Source organism: Streptococcus mitis (genome assembly GCF_946190335.1).
Taxonomy (GTDB): Bacteria; Bacillota; Bacilli; order Lactobacillales; family Streptococcaceae; genus Streptococcus; species Streptococcus mitis_CH.
Genome location: NZ_CAMHZN010000001.1, coordinates 95,106 through 114,248, shown reverse-complemented (window position 1 = coordinate 114,248; position 19,143 = coordinate 95,106). Strand labels below are relative to the sequence as shown.

Genomic DNA, 19,143 nt, shown 5'->3' with positions numbered 1-19,143 from the left:
TATCTACAGCAAGCTGAAGCTGACGTGGTTTGAAGAGATTTTCGAAGAGTATAAATTATACTTTTACAACTTGAACCTCGTCTTTACCGAGTAAAATCAAGTATTTTTCAATATTTTCAATCGAATAGGATCGTGATAAAGCTTCTCCGTATAGGGATAACTGACCACGATAGCGGTCTACGAGTTGACTCGGTTCATCATAGCGGTCTGTCTTATAGTCAAACAGAACAATTTTATCTTCGTAAAGTAGATAGCCATCAAGGATACCACGGACAACGAAGTCTTCCTGACTCTTTTGGTCTCGTTTGAGCATGGAGAAGGGTTGCTCGCGATAGAGATGGTTGGTATTAGCGAGAATTTCCTGACCGAGTGCTGTGTCAAAGAATGCAAGAATTTTCGAAAGATTGATCTTGTCCCTGACAGCTGGGCTGGTTTGAACTTGTTTGAGAGTTTCTGTCAGGGTAGCAAGCGTTGGTCGCTGGCTGAGGTCAATTCTCTGCATGAGTTCGTGGGTAGCACTACCAATCTCGGCTCCTGTTACTTTTTCTTTGGTTGAAAAATCTGGTAAATCAAAGCTGATTTTCTTGTCTACTGACTGGCCTTGACCTGCAATCTCGACACCTTCCATATCCATAACTGGTTCGTAGAATTTCTTGATTTGACTTGGGGTTTGAACACTAGGAAGTTCAATGGCTGCGCGGTGAAGAGTATTATAAACTTCCACTTCTTTCAGCATTTCAAGAGCTTCCTTAATGGTTTCTGACTGACGATTGTCTACTTGTGAGCTATCTTGGAGAGAACTTTTGTTTTCCAACTCTCCGATAGCTTCTCTAGTCAGCTGATCTTCACCAACAAAACGATAGCTAAAATTGAGATGATCCTTTGCAAACACTTTGCTGATAGCCCAAATCCAATCTTGGAAATTCCTTGCTTGAAGTCTAGTGTTGCTGTTTAGTTTTCCATTTTTAGCTGCTGAGTATTCCTTGGCTTCCAGCTTTTCACGAGATCCCTTGCCGACAAGATAGAGCTTTTTCTCAGCCCTCGTCATAGCAACATACAGTAGACGCATTTGCTCAGAATAGCTTGCCAGCTGTAATTCTTCTTCGTTCTGTCTATAGGTCAGACTAGGAATGGAGAGTTTGATGGTTTTAGGATAGTGATCTTCCACTGCTCCTGTCTCCATTTTTGCAATGTATTTGACACCTAGTCCATTTTTACGACTGAGAATGATCTCTGACATGCTGTCTTGCTTGTTAAAGTCTTGATCCATATTGAGGATAAAGACGTAAGGAAACTCCAGCCCTTTACTCTTGTGAATAGTCATGAGCTCTACTGCATCCTTTGGTGGTGCGACAGCCACGCTTGCAAGATCGTGCTGGGCTTCTAAAACTTGGTCAATCATACGAATAAAACGAGACAAGCCCTTGAAATTACTCTTTTCAAACTGGTCAGCACGCAGTGCTAGGGCATAGAGATTAGCCTGCCTAGCAGGACCATTTGGCAAAGCTCCAACATAATCGTAGTAAAAACGGTCATTATAAATCTTCCAAATCAGGTCATAGAGGGAGTGGTTTTTTGCATACAAGCGCCAAGAAGCCAAGATATCCATGAATTGATTTAGTTTTTCAGCTAAATCCGTATGAATTAAGTTTTTCTGGCTAGCTACTTGTTTTTGAGCATTGACCAGTTTCTCATAGAGATTTTCTTGGATTTTATCCTCTGCTTTCTGGAGAGACAAACGTGCTAACTCGTCCTCATCAAATCCAAACATTGGAGACTTCATGAGAGCAACCAAGGCATAGTCTTGCAGGGGATTGTGAATAACACGCAGAGTGTCTAGCATGACTTGCACTTCTAGGGATTGGAGATAATTGTTTTGCTCGCCGTCGGTTTTGACAGGGATTCCGTATTCAGACAGAGCAAGAAGAATCTGGTCATTTCTACTGCGACTGGAAGTCAAAAGGGCAATTTCCTTAAAAGCAACACCTTTTTCCTGATGGAGTTTGAGGATTTCCTTGATGACCAGGCGCATTTCACCTGTTAATTTCGTTTCTGCTTGGCTCTCTTCTTCCTCACCAGTATCGTCCTTGTCGTAGAGGAAAAATTCTGCCTTGTTGTCTGGATTGGGAGTCAGTTTGCTATTGGCAAAAACAAGCTGGTGCATGTTATCATAGTTGATTTCTCCGACTTCTTGGTCCATGAGGCGTGCAAAAACATCATTGGTTGCTGACAGCACTTCTGAACTACTACGGAAATTTTCCTTGAGGAGAATTAATTTGCCCTCTTTAGGATTCTGCGCATAGCGTTGGAATTTCTCATTGAAAATCTGGGGATCTGCCTGCCGGAAACGATAGATGGACTGCTTGATATCTCCAACCATAAAGCGATTGTGACCATTCGACAGCAATTCCAACATCCGTTCTTGAATGTGGTTGGTGTCCTGATACTCATCGACCATGACTTCGTGGAAACGTTCCTGATAAGCCTCACGAACTTGCGAGAAATTCTCTAAAATCTCAATAGTGTAATGACTGATATCAGCGAATTCAAAGGCATTTTCCTGACGTTTACGCTGACGATAAGCCTCCACAAAATCACTCATGAAGGTTTGAAAAGTTTTAGCTAGTTCCCATGTGTCTCCATGATAACGTTCTTGATAGTAGAGTATCGTTATTTGGTCTGCTAATTGTCCTAGTTTAGCAAACTGGACCTTTCTTTCTTCGTTGTAGGCATCAGCCAGGGGCTTCAAATCAGCCTTACGACTTGCATTGGTCAGAGCTCGGCCGTTTTTCTCTTTCGAAATTGCGACAACACGCGCAAGCACTACCTGATAAGCCTGACTATCGGACTCTTGATTTAAGGAGCCAATTTCATCTAAAATCAACTGAACATTCTCTAGATAAGCAGCCTTTGGAAACTCCTTGGCATCGTAATCCAGATGATAACGGAAAAAGCTTTCCAAGTCCCAAAGGGCTTGCTGGATTTGCTTAGTCAGTTTTTCTTTTTCACTGGTAAAATCAGCTTTTTCAAAGCCTTTGAGGAAAGATTCACTCAGCCATTTCTGAGGATTACTGGTGGATTGGAGGAAGTCATAGATTTTATAGACCTGCTGGCGCAGACCACGTTCATCCTTGCCACGCCCTGCAAAATTTTTCAGCAGATGACTAAAGTTCTCTTTCTGTTTACCTTGATAATGCGCTTCAAAGACCTCGTGGAAGACTTCGTTTTTTAGAAGAAGTTGCTCGCTCTGGTTTTGTAAAATCCGGAAATTAGGCGCAATATCAATCAGATAACCATGTTTACCAAGGAATTTTTGTGTAAAGGAATCCATGGTACCGATGGCAGCGTTGGGTAGGTCCGCCAACTGGCGTCCCAAGTGTTGTTTGAGGTCAACATCATTACTTTCTTGGATTTGTTGGCTGATTTTTTTCTCCAAGCGCTCCTTAAGTTCTGTGGCAGCCTTGACGGTAAAGGTTGAGATAAAGAGTTGAGAAATTTCGACACCACGCGCTAACTGGTCCAGAATACGTTCTGCCATGACAAAGGTCTTCCCAGAACCAGCTGATGCTGAGACTAGAATATTCTGGCCAGAAGTGTAGATGGCTTCAATTTGCTCGGCAGTTTTCTTCTGTTCCTTGTTCGAATTTGCTTCTACTTCTTGCAATTTTTGAATTTCTTCCTCAGTTAAAAAGGGAATAGGCTTCATCGATTCAACTCCTCTCTTATTTTTTCAAACCAAGCTTGCTTGAGTTTTTCTCCGATTAAACGCTTGCCATCTGCTAGGTCCAACTTTTCTAGGAAACGGGCTTGACCTAAATGATAATTGGCTTCAAATCCTGTGATGGCTTGATATTGCTGGACGTATGGGGCAATGCTTCTGCCATTTTCTGTATAAGGATTGATGGCGAATTGGCCTTCTAAAATCGTCTCAGCTGCTTTCTTGTAAAGATGGGCATTGTAGTCTAGTAGGAGCTGGAATTCCTCATCCGTCAACTGGTTGGCTTTGGTTTTATTGTAAAATTCACCCAAGTGACTGCTTTCTTTTTCTAAAAAGAGTCCTTGGTATTTCATAGACTTACTGGCTTCTACTACTGCACCTGCTAGACTTTTGACGGCCATGAGAGATTGGACTGGCTCAGCCATTTCCAAGTACATGGCACCGAAAAAGTTCTGCTCCCCTTCTCTTTTTAGGGCAGCTAAGTAGGTTGGCAGTTGGGAATTGAGCCCATTAAAGAAATGAGGAAACTGGAACTGAGTTAGACTCGACTTGTAGTCTACTACTCCTATCGCTCCATCAGCTTTCAATCGGTCAATGCGGTCAACCTTGCCTCGTACAAAGACACTGCGACCATTATCCAATTGAATAAAGGCCTGCTCTTTCCCACCAAAATTTGCCTCTTCTTTAATAGTCTCGATGGCTGGATTGTGACGGAGAATGTGGCCTGTCGTCCGTGCCACATCAAGCAGAACTTCCTTGGTAAACTGGGCTTCCAAACTTTCCTGATAAATAGCTTCAAATTCCCGTTCCTGACTGGTTTCTTGAATAGCTTGTTCTAGACGTTGGTCAAAGGAATCTTCGTCAGGCAATTGCAAGGCCCGTTCAAAAATACGGTGCAAGAAATTCCCATGACTACGAGCATCTGGTCGCAGGCGCAATTCTTCCTGCAAACCTAAAACATAACGGAGGAAATAACTGTATTGGTTACGGTAAAACTCCGTCAAACCTGACGTAGACAGGTAAAATTCTTTGTCAGCAGGATAGAGCGCTTGTAAGGTGTCCTTAGCCAATTGCTTGCTGCTTGGACTGGTTGGAAGGGCTGGATTTTCCAGACCTTGCTGGTCTAGTTTTTTACCCATCACACGCGCCAGAACCTTGACAAAGGTCAAATCTTGCTCCCTATCACCCCTCTCGCCCTGCTGGTGATAGGCCACCAGACTAGACAAAAGACTGTGATATGAGCCCATATCTTCCTTAGACAGCCCTTTGTGATTCATCCTCTTCTCTTTCCGACTAAATCCAAAATGGACCAACTCTTGAAGATAAGCAGATTCCTTACTTTCACTTTCTTTAAAAAGACTTGGAGCCGACAAGACCAACTGCTTACGGGCAGAATTGACCAAGGAAAGCATAGTATAGCGATTTTTCTTGAGGTTTTCACTGCTGGCAATCAGCAATTGAACGCCTTCTTCTGTTGCTTGGTTTAGGCTCTGTCTTTCTTCGTCTGTCAAAAGACTGGTATTCTGCGCGATTTTTGGTAAATTGTCCTGAGTCAGCCCAATGGCATAGACAAAGTCAGCCGTTAAGGGCGCAATCAAATCGTAACTCTGCACCAGAACGGTGTCTACTGTCGCTGGAATGGTGCGATACTGAGATAGACTCATACCGGAATGAAGCAAGGCTAGGAACTCCTCTAGACTAACCTGTGAACCAGCAAAAACTGTAGCAAATTGTTCTAAAACATGACAGAATGCCTTCCAAACTTCAGCTTGTCTTTCTTGTTCAAGAGTTTCCATAGTAGCTGTCAAATCTTGCAGTTGCTTGGTCACCGCTCCTTCTTTTAGAAAGACATTCCACTTTTGCAAGAGATTTTCAGCCTTCTGTTTTCGACTGGAAAACAGGGTTTCAAGTGGTGCTAAAATACGCAGACGAAGAGCATTTAAACGCCCTAAATTAAATTTTCCATGGTGGGCCTTGGTGAAGGTTTGCTGAAAGGCTGGCAAGCCATTGATACCAAGATAACGGATATATTGCTCAAAAGCATCAATATCCGCTTGGCTAAGGTCAGTATATAAACCAGTTCTGAGGAGATTAATCAAATCTTCCTGACGGAAACGATAGCGTTTCAAAGCTAAAATAGATTCGACAAACTGTGTCAAGGGATGATGGGCCATGGATTCGCTTCTACCAAGATAGAAAGGAATCTGATACTGGTCAAAAATAGTTTTAAGGGATAATTGATAAGAAGACACATCTCCCAAGAGAATACGAAAATGCTTGTAACTCAGGTCGGAGTTCTCATGCAATTTCTGACGGATACTACGGGCAACTAACTCCAACTCTTCCTTTTGTGTCAAACAAGACCAGATTTGCAGATTTTCACGGTCTTTCTCATCAACCTCCAAAGTGAGCTCTGAAAAGTCATAAGAAGACTCCAACAATCGAGAGGCCTTGTCAAAACTATCCATCTTCTCGTGAGATTGAGAAGAGTCCTGGGCAGGTGTTTGGTATTTAGAGGCTAGATGATGGAGAAACTCCACACTGGCTTGGTAGAGATTACCCTCGCTAAAAGGGCTGGTATAAGCTTTCTTGCTAGCATAGGCTCCGATGACAATCTCAACACCCTTGCCATGAAGTAGGTCCACAATCCTCTCTTCCTCGGCAGAAAAACGGGTAAATCCATCAATGACAAGGGCAATTTGAGTAAAATCACTACTTACCTTGTCATTCTCAATAGCCTCAATCAAATGGGACAACTGACTCCCCTGAGCTAACTGCCCTTGATTGAGGTAGGCCGTTACTTTCTCAAAAATCAAGAGTAAATCGACTCTCTTGTCCTCATCCGTCAAACTCTCCAAGTCCAAAAAAACCATCTGAGCCTTGGTCATCTCGTGGTAAAGCTCAATCAACTGCTGGATAAACTGAGGATCTTGCTTAATCGCACCATAAACACGTAAGTCCTTGGGATCAAGTTCCGCAAGGCACTTATAAAAAGCCATTCCAAGACCGATATCATCAAGACTGGTCTTAGCTGGCAAATCATTCAAAATAAGATAACGAGCCATTTGAGCAAAGCGTGTGACGGTAATCGCAAAAGAAGCCTGCTGAGACAAGCATTCCAGCACGGCGCGTTCCTTTTCAAAAGAAAGAGAGTTGGGAGCGATGTAGAAGACCCGCTTGCCCGCAGCAACTAGCTCTTCAGCCTCCCTGGTTAGAATTTCTGTCAAAGAAGTCCGAATATCAGTATAAAGTAATTTCATCTCTGCCTCGTTGGAATTTTTCATTACCTTTTATTATACCATGATTAGCCAGCCAAGTCTGAAAATAATCAGTTCTTGCTCATCTGTTGAAAAGAAAAATGCCGGATCTTCCGGCATTGAATGATAAGTACTAACTTGCTAAAAATAGATTGATCCATAAATACCAAAAAGCAGTCATGTTAATCAAGATATGGAGCAAAATGGGATAATAGAGAGAGTGAGTTTTTCGGTAGAGCAATGCTAAAATCACTCCTCCACTAGCATAAATGAAAAAAGCAAGAGGAGTTAAAGCAAAATCGATATGAATATAACCGAAAATAATAGCAGAAAGCAAGACATCTCCGTACCAAGGCGAGTTTTTGAAAAAAGTTATCATAAGCACACCGCGATAAATCAATTCCTCAGCAATAGGGCCGATGAAGCAAACCATGAGCAAAAAATAGGGTAACTCCTGTCGTCCCATCATTTCTACCGTTTCATTCAAAGAAATTTGATTTGAAGGCGGGGATAAGAGATAAGAAAAGAGGAAGTCAGACATATACAAGATGATGTAGCCCAGTAAAAGGTAGATAAAATATCTCAGCTGACACTTGAAATGAAAAGTTTTCTTTCCTGCAAAAACTAGTAGATAGATAACTGCTGACAAAAGAACTCCACTCTCCATCAAAAGCAGAATCTGAAAAAATTCTCGACTAGCAGGTACAAATCTAGCAGCAAAGTGATTGAAAACCCTCCAAAACCAAGTTGATTTGTAAAAAATTAAGGACAATGCTAGTAAAATTTGAATAATCCGTTTTTTCATATTAAATCCTCTGTTTTCATTGATAAGCTTACAAAATACTTGATTGAATCACAAATTTAATATAGCGTATCTTTTCAAAATATCCCTCTTCAAATCATGAATTGTCATCAAAACATCCTAAACTGTAAAATCAGCTAGTCCCTACCCTTTCACCATCATCTTCTCCAAAATATGCTATAATAATACCAAAAGATAAAGAAGGAAGTCTTATGATTAAACTACTAGCCTTGGATATGGACGGAACCCTCCTCAATGAAGCCAAGGAAATTCCACAAGCTCACATTACTGCTATTCACAAATCCATTGAAAAAGGTGTCAAACTGGTTCTCTGTACAGGTCGCCCGCTTTTCGGTGTCCTCCCCTACTACAAAAAATTGGGACTTGACCTCCAGAATGAGTATGTTATTGTTAACAACGGTTGCTCAACTCACCAGACTAGCGATTGGAGTCTAGTTGATTGGCAAGAACTCAGTCCAGCCGACATCGAATACCTCTATAACCTTGCTGAAAAAAGTGATGTTCAGTTGACTCTTTTTGATGAGGAGCATTATTTTGTCCTCGGTGGTAAGCCTAATGAAATCATTCAAAATGATGCCGACCTAGTCTTCTCAGACCTGACTGAAATTTCTCTTGAGGAAGCGACTAGTGGCAAATATCGGATGTTCCAAGGTATGTTTTTGGGCACCAAAGAGCAAACAGACGATTTTGAAGAGCGATTTGCTGAGGAACTCTGCCAACGATTTAGTGGAGTTCGTTCGCAGCCAGTCATTTATGAGGCCATGCCACTTGGAACAACAAAGGCTACTGCTCTTTCACGATTAGCTGAGAGTTTGAAGATTGAACCATCAGAAATTATGGCCATGGGTGATGCCAATAACGACATCGAAATGCTCCAGTTTGCAGGGCTTGGTATTGCAATGGGAAATGCCAGCGATTATGTCAAATCCCTAGCTGATGACGTTACAGCCAGCAACGAAGAAGACGGCGTTGCGCGTGCCATTGAGAAGTATATTTTATAATTAAGAAGCCCAGTTTGTGTCAACTGGGTTTTGATATTTAATAATTCCTAAAACTTTAGAAACTCTTTAGAAATCCTTGAGCTTTCTTTGATTTCTATGCTCTATACTAAAGTTATCAAAATAAATCAAAAGGAGAGAATCATGAAAACAGTACTTGACATTCATGGATTGTCCAAAAACTTTGACAAACAAGCTATTCTTCAGGATCTTCATCTAACGATAAGAGAGGGAGATATTTATGGACTTATCGGGAAGAACGGAGCTGGGAAAACAACCTTGATAAAAATCATTACACAACTACTGTTTGCAGATAGAGGAACTGTTTCCCTCTTTTCTAGTCAATCGGAAAATGAGTGGACCAGGGCTCTATCTCGAGTAGGTTCAGTGATCGAATCACCTGTAGCTCATAATCACTTAACAGCCTATCAAAATCTGAAATATTATTGTATGATTAGACATATTCCAAATGCTGATCAAGTCATTCGAGAAACGCTTGACTATGTAGGTTTGCCAGATACAGGTAAGAAAGTCTTTCGTGATTTCTCTCTAGGAATGAAACAAAGACTTGGCATCGCCATTGCCCTCCTATCGAAACCAGACTTCCTAATATTAGATGAACCTATCAACGGTCTCGACCCAATCGGTATCAAAGAATTTCGTCTAATGATTCAACGGCTCAATCAAGAAAAAGGGATAACCATTCTCATCTCTAGCCATATCTTGTCAGAACTCTATCTCGTAGCAAATCGCTTTGGTATTTTAGATCAAGGAAAGATTATCCGTGAAATCAGCAAAGCTGAATTTGAAACACTAAGTGAAGATTATATTGTGCTTAAGACAGCTGACAAAGAGAAAGCTTGTCAAGTATTAAAAGAACAAATCCAGCTCCAGTTCAAGGTTGTCAATCCTGAGAACGAAATCCACATCTTTGGTCAGGAACAAGATGTCAAACAGATTCTTAAGGAATTAACCTTGGCAGATGTCGCTATTGACGAGATTTACTATGCCCGTCAAAACCTAGAAGAATACTTCACACAATTAGTCGAATAGGAGGAAAATCATGATACATACCATTCAAGCAGACTTTTACCGTCTTTTCCGCTCCAAAGGATTCTGGATTACAGAATTCATTCTCTTTGTCCTCTTGCTAATGGGTGCTGTTTTTGGGGCTACTGGTCATCTGATGGCAATTCAGACAGAAGAGCCAGAAATTCAAACCCATGGTTGGGAAGGTATTCAAGCTCTTATCAATGCGTCTAGCAATGATTCAAACATTGTTTTTCTCTGCATTATTCTAACATGTTTAGTTCTTGGGGTCGATCTAATCGGCAAGCTTTATAAAAATAGTTTGACAGTTGGTGTTTCTCGTACAGAGTTTTTCTTCGCTAAATCCTTTGTACTAGCAAGCATCGCTCTCTTGCAACTCATCGCCAGCCTTGTGATTGCTTTTGTTCCCTCAACTCTACTGAACGGACTTGGTACGATGCCTGATGGCTTTATTGGTAATCTACTGATAACCATTTCCCTTCAATTTCTTTGCCTCCTTGCTTGGCTTTCGATTATTTCCTTTATTCTCTACCTGACTCATTCTTATCTTGCCGTATTTATTGGTTATCTGATTAGCTCTATCATCCTTTCTATGCCAATGATCATTTTTCCAAATATCAAATTTTTACCATATTTGTCCTTGCATTTTTCCTATGCTATGACTGCTAATAGTGAATCCATTTTCTATACCCTTATAGTTACCTTAGCTCTTATTGTAATCTTTAATCTAAGTGGACTGGCAGTTTTCAAAAAGAAAAGCCTATAAAAAATGACCTCCTCTAGCCTACAGAGGAGGTTTCTTTTTGTTAAAAATAAATGAAAACCGACAACCATTTCCCATCTGTGCTTAGTTTCATCTCTGTACCGAGAAGATGACATAATTCCTCAGTGATATAAAGGCCTAAACCAGAGGATTCTTCCGTGTCTGATAGATTTTCAGAATAAAAACGATTACTGAGATTTTCTATTTTTTTGATGGGCTGTTTGACAAGGTTTGCAATCTCTAAGACAAGCTGTTCCTTTTCCTTTCTCAAAGATAGACGTGCTTCTTCCTTGCCATGTTTGAGGACATTTCCAAGCAGATTTTGTAAAATTCGATCCAGTAAATCTTCATCAGTCCTCATTTTTAAACCAGCTTCAACTTTAAAATCAAGCGTGATATTTGTCGCCTGAAAAACATCATAAAAAGCAAGAGTCTTCTTGGTAATAAAAGCTGAAAGATCAACTTCTTCCAGTTTCGGTTTGACAGCTCCTTCCATCAAACGACGATATTCTAGGAGTGCCTCCAAACGTTTAGAAACTAAATCAAGATGCTGGGCGATTTTTTGTAAGGTTTCTGATTTGTTTTCAGGAGTTTTTATCAATTGTTGGGTGTAGCCTGAAGCGATAGTCAGAGGTGTCCGAATATCATGGGCGATATTGCTGATGGCCATATCCAGAGTCTGTTTTTCCCTTTTCATAACCAACCGAGATTGTTCCACTTCCTGAAATAGATTCTCAATCTGCTGGTAGAGTTGTAAAAAATGTTTGGAAAAAATGTTGACTCCTACTCTTTTCATACTACCTGTGAGAATCTTGTCTTCAATCTGTTGACTCAAGTTTTTAAGTGCTAGATGATAGCGAATCAATGCAATCGATAAAATAATTAGGAGTACCAATAGGATAAAGATTATCATGTAGGTCATTGCTTGTCTCCTTTTAATCTTACCCCAACTCCCCAAATGGTTTCAATATATTCTTGATTTGGGTCAAGCTGGTTTAATTTTTTACGAAGATTACTCAAATGCGTATTGAGGGTATTATCTCCAGGTAGATAGCTCTCCTCCCAGACCAATTCATAAAGTTCTTCCTTGGTAAAGATTTTCTTTGGATGTTTGAGTAGAGTTTGAAGAATCAAGCATTCTTTCTTGGCAAGGCGAATCGTTTCCTGACTATTTTTGATTTCAAAACTTTCCGAATCAAATTGGATATTTTTCAAGTTTTGTGGCAGATTTTCAGTTTTTCCTATTTCCATAGGCGGTTTTTCTGCACTTTGGCGTAATTGAACAGTAACTCTGGCAAAGACTTCGTCCAAATCAAAAGGTTTGACTATGTAATCATTTGCACCGTCTAAGAGGTATTGACTGATTAACTTCTTATCGCTCAAAGCTGTTAGCATAATGACTGGAGTTTGACTTTGTTCCCTGATGGCTTTTAAAATCTGATCCCCATTTTTCCCAGGAAGCATGATATCTAGCAAAACGAGGTCAATCCCACCTTGGTCAAAAAGCATGATTCCTTCTGTACCAGAAAAGGCCTGAATCACCTCATGCTCCTCAGTAAGAAGTGTTCGCAAAATCTCTTGAATGTCACTATTGTCTTCAATAACCAATATCCTAGCCATAAATACCACCTTTCTGCAACTATTATAGCATGTTTTATTGATAAAGCTTAAACAGAAAAGCTCCTCGCATAAAAGCGCGAGAAAGCCTTAGAGAGTTAAAATATAAAATCCACTTGCTAGATGACCTAGTATCTTATAGTTGCTAATAAAGAAGTTAATCTAGCAGAATGAACCTCTCATTTCTCCCCTACTAGTCCGTAATCCGTTGATACATTTCGGGTCTTCTATCTCGAAACAAGCCCCAGTTTAGGCGTTCGCTTGCTCCCTTGTCAAGATCATAAGTAGCTAACAGAACAGCTTCAGCTTGTCTTTCAGCTTGCTCTAGAATAGCTCCTGTTTCATCCGTCATAAAGGATGAACCGTAGAAGTCAAGACTGGAACTCTGTCCACCATTTTCCTCACTTGGAGTGACTTCCTCTAATCCATAACGATTGGCTGCAATAACTGGAACAATATTTGCTGCTGCGTGTCCTTGCATGGTACGTTGCCAGTGACCACAACTATCTGTATCCAAAATCGGCTCTGAACCAATAGCTGTAGGATAAAAGAGCAATTCAGCACCATTCAATGCAAGACAGCGCGCTGTTTCAGGGAACCATTGATCCCAACAGATACCGAGCCCAATCTTGGCATAGCGAGTATCCCAGACCTTGAAACCTGTGTTACCGGGTGTGAAATAAAACTTTTCTTGGTAATAATGATCATCTGGTATGTGGGTTTTCCGATAAACGCCCAGCACTTCCCCATCTGCATCAATGACGGCAATAGAGTTATACAAGACATTACCATCTTTTTCATAGAAACTAATCGGTAGAACAACCTGTAGTTCTTTAGCAAGAACTTTAAAATGCTGAATAGCTGTATTGTCTGTCACCGACTGGGCATGCTGGTAGTAGTCATACTGACGTTCCTGACAGAAATAGGGACGTTCAAACAACTCTGGTAAGAGAATGATTTGTGCGCCTTGTTCTGCAGCCTGACGTACTAAGCGCTCCGCTGTTTGAATATTTGTTGCCACATCCTTGGCGCATTGCATCTGAATGGCTGCAACTCTTACATTTCTCATCTTTTTCTCCTATTCTGGGATTTGTTGGGTGATACAGTGGATATTGCCACCACCTAAAAGAATATCTCTTGCTAGTATTCCGACAACTTTACGGTCTGGAAAACACTTGCTGAGGATATCTAAGGCCACTTGGTCATTGACATCTTGAAACTGGGGAACAAGGACAGCCTTGTTGGCGATATAAAAGTTTACGTAGGAAGCTGCTAGTCGTTCACCTGCGTATCGCTCTTCTTCTCCTTCTTCATAGATGTAGCCTGGCAAATCCTCATTAGAGACAACCTGATGAATAGCTGGGATAGGAAGCTTATGAATAGTGAAAGGGCGACCTTTTACATCTGTTTCTTGCTCTAAAAGTTCGAGATCTGCTTTTGACATGGCATACTGAGGATCGTTTTTGTCGTCTGTCCAAGCCAAAACAAGCTCAGCAGGACCAACAAAGGCAGCAACATTGTCAACGTGTTCATTGGTTTCATCCTGATAAATACCATAAGGAAGCCAGATAACTTTTTCAGCTCCAAGGCTCTCTAATAATGTGTTTTCGATTTCTTCCTTACTAAGATGAGGATTGCGACCAGAACTAAGCAAGCAACTTTCAGTCACGAGAATGGTTCCTTGACCATCGCTGTGTATCGCTCCGCCTTCAAGTACAAAAGGCTTGGCATCGTAAACAGGCATTTCCAAGGCTTCAGCAAAACGACTGGCTACTTGGTCATCGGCTTCATAGTCTTGGTAGAGACCATCAACAGCACCACCCCAAGCATTGAAAGACCAGTCTACTGCCAACTTTTCCCTTATATCATTAAGGAGAATAGTCGGACCAGTATCACGCGCCCAGGCATCATTGGTAGGAATATCTAGATAAACGACCTTGTCTCCGAGATAGGATTGGGCTTCAGATAGATAGTCCTGCTCCACCAAAAGATAAACAGTTTCCCCTTCTGCTATGGTCTTAATAATCTGGCTGAAAGCTCTTTTGGCAGCCTTTCCTTGAAAGGGCCATGAACCTGGTCTAGTCGGCCATATCATGAGGGTGCCATGATGCGGTTCGTATTCTGCTGGCATGCGATAGCCTAATTTTTTTGGACTGTTTATCATGATAATCTCCCTTTAAAGTCTTGATAGCCGAAGGCTTTGACTAAGCTGCAGTCACCCTGCTCGTCCATGAGATAGAGACTTGGCAATCCAATACCATTAAAGGTATTATTTTTGACAAAGGAATAAATGGCCATGTCTTCGAAATAAAGTCTATCACCGATTTGGACTGGATTTTCAAAGCTATAATCTCCAATCACATCACCCGTAAGGCAAGTATTGGAAGAAAGTCTATAGGTATGGGCTTTTTCCTGTGCCTCAAAGCCATTTCTCAAAGGTGGACGATAGGGCATCTCAAGTACATCAGGCATATGGCAGGTTGCAGAGGCATCTAAAACCAAGATCTCCATACCGTTTTCGACAATATCCAATACTTCAGTTGCTAGATAACCAGCATTGAGCGCAATGGCTTCACCCGGCTCGATATAGATTTCAAGATTGTAAGTTTCTCGTATACGCTTGATTTCTGAAATCAGCAAATCCACATCGTAACCTTCTCTCGTGATGTGATGTCCGCCACCCATATTGAGCCATTTGACCTCATGTAAGTACGAACCAAACTGCGCTTCTACTGCTTTCAAAGTTGTTTGTAAATCATCTGCCCCCTGCTCGCAAAGGGTATGAAAATGAAGTCCATCAACTAGATCTAGTAAATCACTCGGTATCTTGTCTAGGGTAACTCCAAAACGGGAGCCAGAGGCGCAAGGATCGTAGAGCGCGTGATCTCCTTGAGTTGAACATTGAGGATTGAGACGTAAACCTACACTGACACCAGCATCTCGACAACGGGCCCCATGTTTACGCAACTGTCTCTCTGAGTTAAAGACGATATGGTCCGTTATCTCCAGCAATTCCTCCAAGTCTGCATCCTTGAAAGCTGGTGCAAAGACATGGACCTCCCCTTGAAACTCCTCTCTAGCTAGCTTGGCCTCGTATAGACCACTAGCCGTCGTACCTGATAGATACTGGCTAATCAAGGGATAGGTTTTGTAAAGAGAATATGCCTTCTGGGCAAGCAAAACCTTGCAACCAGCTTCTTCTTGAACATATTGTAGAATGCGGCAATTGGCTTCTAACTTGGCCAAATCAATGACATAGGCTGGTGTTGGTACTTGTTCTAGCTTCATTAGTCCACCATTTGTGGATTTTCAACCACAACCCAAGGTAAGCCATACTTATTCAGAGCTTCCATAAATGGATCTGGATCCAGTTCTTCAAGATTATACACTCCAGGTTGTCTCCAAGTGCCATCCATCACCAATTTTGTCCCAATCATGGCTGGAACACCTGTTGTGTAAGAAATTGCTTGTGAACCAACTTCTGTGTAACATTCCTGATGGTCGCAGACATTGTAGATGTAGATGGTCTTTTCAACGCCGTCTTTGACACCTGTAAAGATACAACCGATATTGGTTTTACCAACAGTGCGTGGGCCAAGGCTGGCAGGATCTGGAAGTAAGGCTTTTAAGAATTGGATTGGTACAATTTCTTGTCCGTTAAAGTTAATGGTATCCGTACGAAGGAGACCAACGTTTTCCAAGCATTTCATGTGTGTCAAATAAGATTGACCAAAAGTCATAAAGAAACGAATGCGTTTGACTCCAGGAATGTTCTTGGCCAATGATTCGATTTCTTCATGGTGAAGGAGATACATGTCTTTTTGTCCAACCTGAGGGAAATCGTACTCGCGCTTGATAGACATGGCTTCCACTTCGACCCATTTTCCATCTTCCCAGTAAGAACCTGGTGCAGAAACCTCGCGTAGATTGATTTCTGGGTTGAAGTTGGTTGCAAATGGATAACCGTGGTCACCACCATTACAGTCTAAAATGTCGATATAGTGGATTTCATCAAAGTAATGTTTGAGTGCATAAGCTGAAAAGACGCTGGTTACACCTGGGTCAAAACCAGATCCAAGAAGAGCTGTCAAGCCTGCTTCTTTGAATTTTTCCTGATAAGCCCATTGCCATGAGTAGTCAAAGTAGGCTGTAAAACCAAGTTCCTTGCAGCGTTTTTCGTAGATAGCACGCCATTCAGGGTCTTCCGTATCCTCAGCTTCGTAGTTGGCTGTATCGATATAGTGAACACCTGTTGCCAAACAAGCGTCCATAATTGTTAAATCTTGATATGGTAAAGCTACGTTCAAAACAGCTCCTGGCTTGTAGCTTTCAATCAGGGCAATCACTTCTTCAACCTTGTCAGCATCAAGTGCTGCAGTTTCAATTTTAGTACTTGTTTTGCCTTCTAGCTTCGCCTTTAAGTCATCGCATTTCGACTTGGTACGGCTGGCAATCATAAGCTCTGTAAAGGTTTCACTATCTTGGCAAATCTTTGAAATAGCGACTTGGGCAACGCCCCCACATCCGATAACTAGTAAACGACTCATTTTCTTCCTTCCTCTTCTTCTAAAATGTCTTCCACATACTTGGGCAACATAAAGGCTCCCACGTGTAAGTTTGCAGTGTAGTATTCTGTGAAAAGCTGGCGTTTTTTCCAGCCTTCCTTGTCAAAATCTTTGACAGGGTGGTATTTTTTCGATGCAAATCCAAACAACCAATAACCAGCAGGACTGGTTGGGATATGGGCCTGATAGACCCGACTGATTGGAAAGGCTTGATTGACCTTGCGATGCATACTTCGGCAAGCCGACTCATCCTCGTCAAAGAAGGGACTCCCATGCTGGTAAATCATGATACCGTCTTCCTTCAGAGCCCTATAACTATTACCGTAAAATTCCTTGGTAAAGAGTCCCTCCGTATGGCCAAATGGATCTGTCGCATCGTTGATGATAATGTCGTAATCATCTTCACAGTTTCGCAAAAAGCGTAGCCCATTTTGGTAGTAAATGGTGACACGAGGATCATCTAGCCCCGCAGCAAAGTCTGGAAAATACTCACGACAGACTTCAACTAACATCTCATCCGGTTCCACAATATCGATTTGCTCCAGTTCAGGATAGAGTGTTAATACTTGGGCGACACCGCCATCACCACCCCCAATAACCAAGACTTTCTTGGGATTTGGGTGGACAGCCATGGGAACATGAACGGTCATTTCATTATAGACAAAATCATCAGCATCTGAGAACAAGACGTGCCCATTTAAAATCAAAATCTTTCCAAAAGCTGGTGTATCCAAGACTTCGATATCCTGCCATTCACTTTTACCAGCGTAGAGTTGCTTGGCTGTTCTCAGGGACAATTTCACATCTGGAGTATGAACTTCAGAAAACCATAAATCCATCTAGTTCTCCTTTCTTTTAATGACGTTGATGTGATTGACCTCTGGATCTTCCGTCCCTTGGAGGGAGCAACCACGTTCCTTAGCAAATTGGATATATTCTACAATTTCACGTGTAATGCGTTCACCAGGAGCCAAGATAGGGATTCCTGGAGGATAGCACATGACAAATTCCCCACAGACTTGTCCAACAGATTCGTCTAAAGACAAACTTTTTCTCTCTGAATAGAAGGCTTCTTGTGGAGACAGCACCAACTCGGGCTGGATATATTCTCCAGCTATCAAGTCCTTCCCATCTCGTGAATAGAGTCTCTTGATATCAGCAAGAGCACCAACCAAGCGCTCGATGTCTTGGATACGGTCACCAATCGAAATATAGGCCAAGATATTGCCAATATCACCAAACTCAATCTGAATGTCGTATTCGTCTCGTAAGAGGTCATAAACCTCGATACCTGTTAAGCCAATACCCTGAGTGTAAACTGACAGCTTGGTTACATCAAAATCACAGACCGACACACCATCTATTAACTCTTTTGAGTAGGCATAGTATCCACCGATAGCATTGATTTCACGACGAGCGTACTCGGATAGCTCAATGACTTTCTCAAACGACTCTTTACCACGAAGAGCCAAGTTGCGACGTGAAATATCTAGACTAGCCATCAACAAGTAAGAGGCAGATGTTGACTGGGTCAGGTTGATAATCTGACGAACGTACTCGGGATTCATCTGCTCCCCGATTAAAAGAAGCGAACTTTGGGTCAAACTCCCACCAGACTTATGCATGGAAACTGCTGCCATATCAGCCCCTGCGTCCATAGCAGAAATTGGAAGTTTATCAGTGAAATGCAAATGCGCTCCGTGGGCCTCATCTACTAAAACCATCATGCCAGCTTCATGAGCCATTTCTGTCAAACCCTTTAGGTCTGAACAGATTCCGTAGTAAGTAGGATTGTTAATCAAAATGGCCTTGGCATCTGGATGGTCCTTTATGGCCTGGGCTACTCGGTCATTTTCAAGACCTAAAGCGATACCAATCTTAGGATCCACACTCATCTCGATATAGATGGGAATGGCACCACATAGAACCAGCGCATTGATAGCAGATTTATGGACATTACGTGGCAAAATAATCTTATCTCCTGCCTTGCAGGTTGACAGAATCATAGTCTGCACCGATGAAGTTGTTCCACCAATCATTAGAAAAGCATGACTAGCTCCAAAAGCATCTGCAGCCAGCTCCTCTGCATCCCGAATAATCGAAATGGGGTGACCAAGATTATCCAAGGGTTTCATCGAATTGACATCAATTCCAACACATTTTTCTCCTAGTAGTTCAACAAGTTCTGGATTTCCTCGTCCACGCTTGTGACCTGGAACATCAAAGGGAACAATCCTTTTCTTGCGTAACTTCACCATGGCCTCATAAATTGGGGCTTGATTTTGATCTAACTTTTTCAAGACATACTCCTTTACCGTATTTTTAGCGCTTCAAGAAGACGAAGGGGACTAA

At 41.8% G+C, this 19,143-nt stretch carries 14 protein-coding genes; 3 read left to right on the top strand and 11 right to left on the bottom strand.

Annotation, left to right across the window (positions count from 1 at the left end; all coding sequences use genetic code 11):
* Positions 1-55 precede the first annotated feature (55 nt).
* The 3 genes from addA to N8O43_RS00630 form a co-directional block, all read right to left on the bottom strand.
* Positions 56-3,706 carry a helicase-exonuclease AddAB subunit AddA gene (addA, locus tag N8O43_RS00640; protein WP_261089054.1) on the bottom strand — a complete coding sequence of 1,217 codons (3,651 nt, stop codon included), beginning with the start codon at positions 3,704-3,706 and terminating at the stop codon, positions 56-58.
* Positions 3,703-6,978: an ATP-dependent nuclease subunit B gene (rexB, locus tag N8O43_RS00635; protein ID WP_261089051.1), complete on the bottom strand. Its 3,276-nt coding sequence runs from the start codon at positions 6,976-6,978 to the stop codon at positions 3,703-3,705. Before rexB ends, addA begins: the two co-directional genes overlap by 4 nt.
* Before the next feature lie 130 nt (positions 6,979-7,108).
* Positions 7,109-7,780: a CPBP family intramembrane glutamic endopeptidase gene (locus tag N8O43_RS00630; RefSeq protein WP_261089049.1), complete on the bottom strand. Its 672-nt coding sequence runs from the start codon at positions 7,778-7,780 to the stop codon at positions 7,109-7,111.
* A gap of 209 nt (positions 7,781-7,989) precedes the next feature.
* Here N8O43_RS00630 and N8O43_RS00625 point away from each other — a divergent pair, with 209 nt between their 5' ends.
* The 3 genes from N8O43_RS00625 to N8O43_RS00615 all read left to right on the top strand — a co-directional run bounded on the left by N8O43_RS00625 (position 7,990) and on the right by N8O43_RS00615 (position 10,612).
* Positions 7,990-8,799, top strand: coding sequence for a Cof-type HAD-IIB family hydrolase (locus tag N8O43_RS00625; protein WP_261008714.1), 810 nt, complete (start codon positions 7,990-7,992; stop codon positions 8,797-8,799).
* A 141-nt stretch (positions 8,800-8,940) separates the two neighbouring features.
* Positions 8,941-9,849 carry an ABC transporter ATP-binding protein gene (locus N8O43_RS00620; protein WP_261089046.1) on the top strand — a complete coding sequence of 303 codons (909 nt, stop codon included), beginning with the start codon at positions 8,941-8,943 and terminating at the stop codon, positions 9,847-9,849.
* 10 nt (positions 9,850-9,859) lie between these two features.
* Positions 9,860-10,612 (top strand): ABC transporter permease, encoded by a 753-nt coding sequence (locus N8O43_RS00615; RefSeq protein ID WP_261089044.1) that lies wholly within the window; start codon positions 9,860-9,862, stop codon positions 10,610-10,612.
* Between the two features lie 40 nt (positions 10,613-10,652).
* Here N8O43_RS00615 and N8O43_RS00610 read toward each other — a convergent pair whose 3' ends face one another.
* The 8 genes from N8O43_RS00610 to N8O43_RS00575 all read right to left on the bottom strand — a co-directional run bounded on the left by N8O43_RS00610 (position 10,653) and on the right by N8O43_RS00575 (position 19,091).
* Complete coding sequence (locus N8O43_RS00610; RefSeq protein ID WP_261089043.1) at positions 10,653-11,531, bottom strand: sensor histidine kinase; 879 nt, start codon at positions 11,529-11,531, stop codon at positions 10,653-10,655.
* Entirely contained in the window at positions 11,528-12,229 is a 702-nt protein-coding gene (locus tag N8O43_RS00605) for a response regulator transcription factor (RefSeq protein ID WP_261089041.1), read from the bottom strand. The genes N8O43_RS00610 and N8O43_RS00605 overlap by 4 nt, the downstream gene beginning before the upstream one ends.
* A gap of 190 nt (positions 12,230-12,419) precedes the next feature.
* The gene (gene aguB, locus N8O43_RS00600) at positions 12,420-13,295 is read right to left on the bottom strand and encodes an N-carbamoylputrescine amidase (RefSeq protein WP_261089039.1); all 876 of its coding nucleotides are present in this window, start codon (positions 13,293-13,295) and stop codon (positions 12,420-12,422) included.
* A gap of 9 nt (positions 13,296-13,304) precedes the next feature.
* Positions 13,305-14,390, bottom strand: a complete 1,086-nt coding sequence (aguA, locus tag N8O43_RS00595) for an agmatine deiminase (protein ID WP_261089037.1) — start codon at positions 14,388-14,390, stop codon at positions 13,305-13,307.
* Positions 14,387-15,514, bottom strand: coding sequence for a carboxynorspermidine decarboxylase (nspC, locus tag N8O43_RS00590; protein ID WP_261089035.1), 1,128 nt, complete (start codon positions 15,512-15,514; stop codon positions 14,387-14,389). The genes aguA and nspC overlap by 4 nt, the downstream gene beginning before the upstream one ends.
* The gene (locus tag N8O43_RS00585) at positions 15,514-16,773 is read right to left on the bottom strand and encodes a saccharopine dehydrogenase family protein (protein WP_261089034.1); all 1,260 of its coding nucleotides are present in this window, start codon (positions 16,771-16,773) and stop codon (positions 15,514-15,516) included. The genes nspC and N8O43_RS00585 overlap by 1 nt, the downstream gene beginning before the upstream one ends.
* Positions 16,770-17,630: a polyamine aminopropyltransferase gene (speE, locus tag N8O43_RS00580; protein WP_247934324.1), complete on the bottom strand. Its 861-nt coding sequence runs from the start codon at positions 17,628-17,630 to the stop codon at positions 16,770-16,772. The genes N8O43_RS00585 and speE overlap by 4 nt, the downstream gene beginning before the upstream one ends.
* On the bottom strand, positions 17,631-19,091 hold the full coding sequence (locus tag N8O43_RS00575; RefSeq protein ID WP_261089033.1) for an aminotransferase class I/II-fold pyridoxal phosphate-dependent enzyme: 1,461 nt from the start codon (positions 19,089-19,091) through the stop codon (positions 17,631-17,633). It lies immediately after the preceding gene.
* Positions 19,092-19,143 lie beyond the last annotated feature (52 nt).

What these genes read in the sequence shown, in the direction of transcription:
- N8O43_RS00605 (WP_261089041.1), bottom strand. Translation starts at nt 12,229, where the DNA reads ATGGCTAGGATATTGGTTATTGAAGACAATAGTGACATTCAAGAGATT.
- N8O43_RS00615 (WP_261089044.1), top strand. Translation starts at nt 9,860, where the DNA reads ATGATACATACCATTCAAGCAGACTTTTACCGTCTTTTCCGCTCCAAA.
- N8O43_RS00620 (WP_261089046.1), top strand. Translation starts at nt 8,941, where the DNA reads ATGAAAACAGTACTTGACATTCATGGATTGTCCAAAAACTTTGACAAA.
- speE (WP_247934324.1), bottom strand. Translation starts at nt 17,630, where the DNA reads ATGGATTTATGGTTTTCTGAAGTTCATACTCCAGATGTGAAATTGTCC.
- N8O43_RS00630 (WP_261089049.1), bottom strand. Translation starts at nt 7,780, where the DNA reads ATGAAAAAACGGATTATTCAAATTTTACTAGCATTGTCCTTAATTTTT.
- N8O43_RS00610 (WP_261089043.1), bottom strand. Translation starts at nt 11,531, where the DNA reads ATGACCTACATGATAATCTTTATCCTATTGGTACTCCTAATTATTTTA.
- rexB (WP_261089051.1), bottom strand. Translation starts at nt 6,978, where the DNA reads ATGAAATTACTTTATACTGATATTCGGACTTCTTTGACAGAAATTCTA.
- N8O43_RS00585 (WP_261089034.1), bottom strand. Translation starts at nt 16,773, where the DNA reads ATGAGTCGTTTACTAGTTATCGGATGTGGGGGCGTTGCCCAAGTCGCT.
- aguA (WP_261089037.1), bottom strand. Translation starts at nt 14,390, where the DNA reads ATGATAAACAGTCCAAAAAAATTAGGCTATCGCATGCCAGCAGAATAC.
- nspC (WP_261089035.1), bottom strand. Translation starts at nt 15,514, where the DNA reads ATGAAGCTAGAACAAGTACCAACACCAGCCTATGTCATTGATTTGGCC.
- aguB (WP_261089039.1), bottom strand. Translation starts at nt 13,295, where the DNA reads ATGAGAAATGTAAGAGTTGCAGCCATTCAGATGCAATGCGCCAAGGAT.
- addA (WP_261089054.1), bottom strand. Translation starts at nt 3,706, where the DNA reads ATGAAGCCTATTCCCTTTTTAACTGAGGAAGAAATTCAAAAATTGCAA.
- N8O43_RS00625 (WP_261008714.1), top strand. Translation starts at nt 7,990, where the DNA reads ATGATTAAACTACTAGCCTTGGATATGGACGGAACCCTCCTCAATGAA.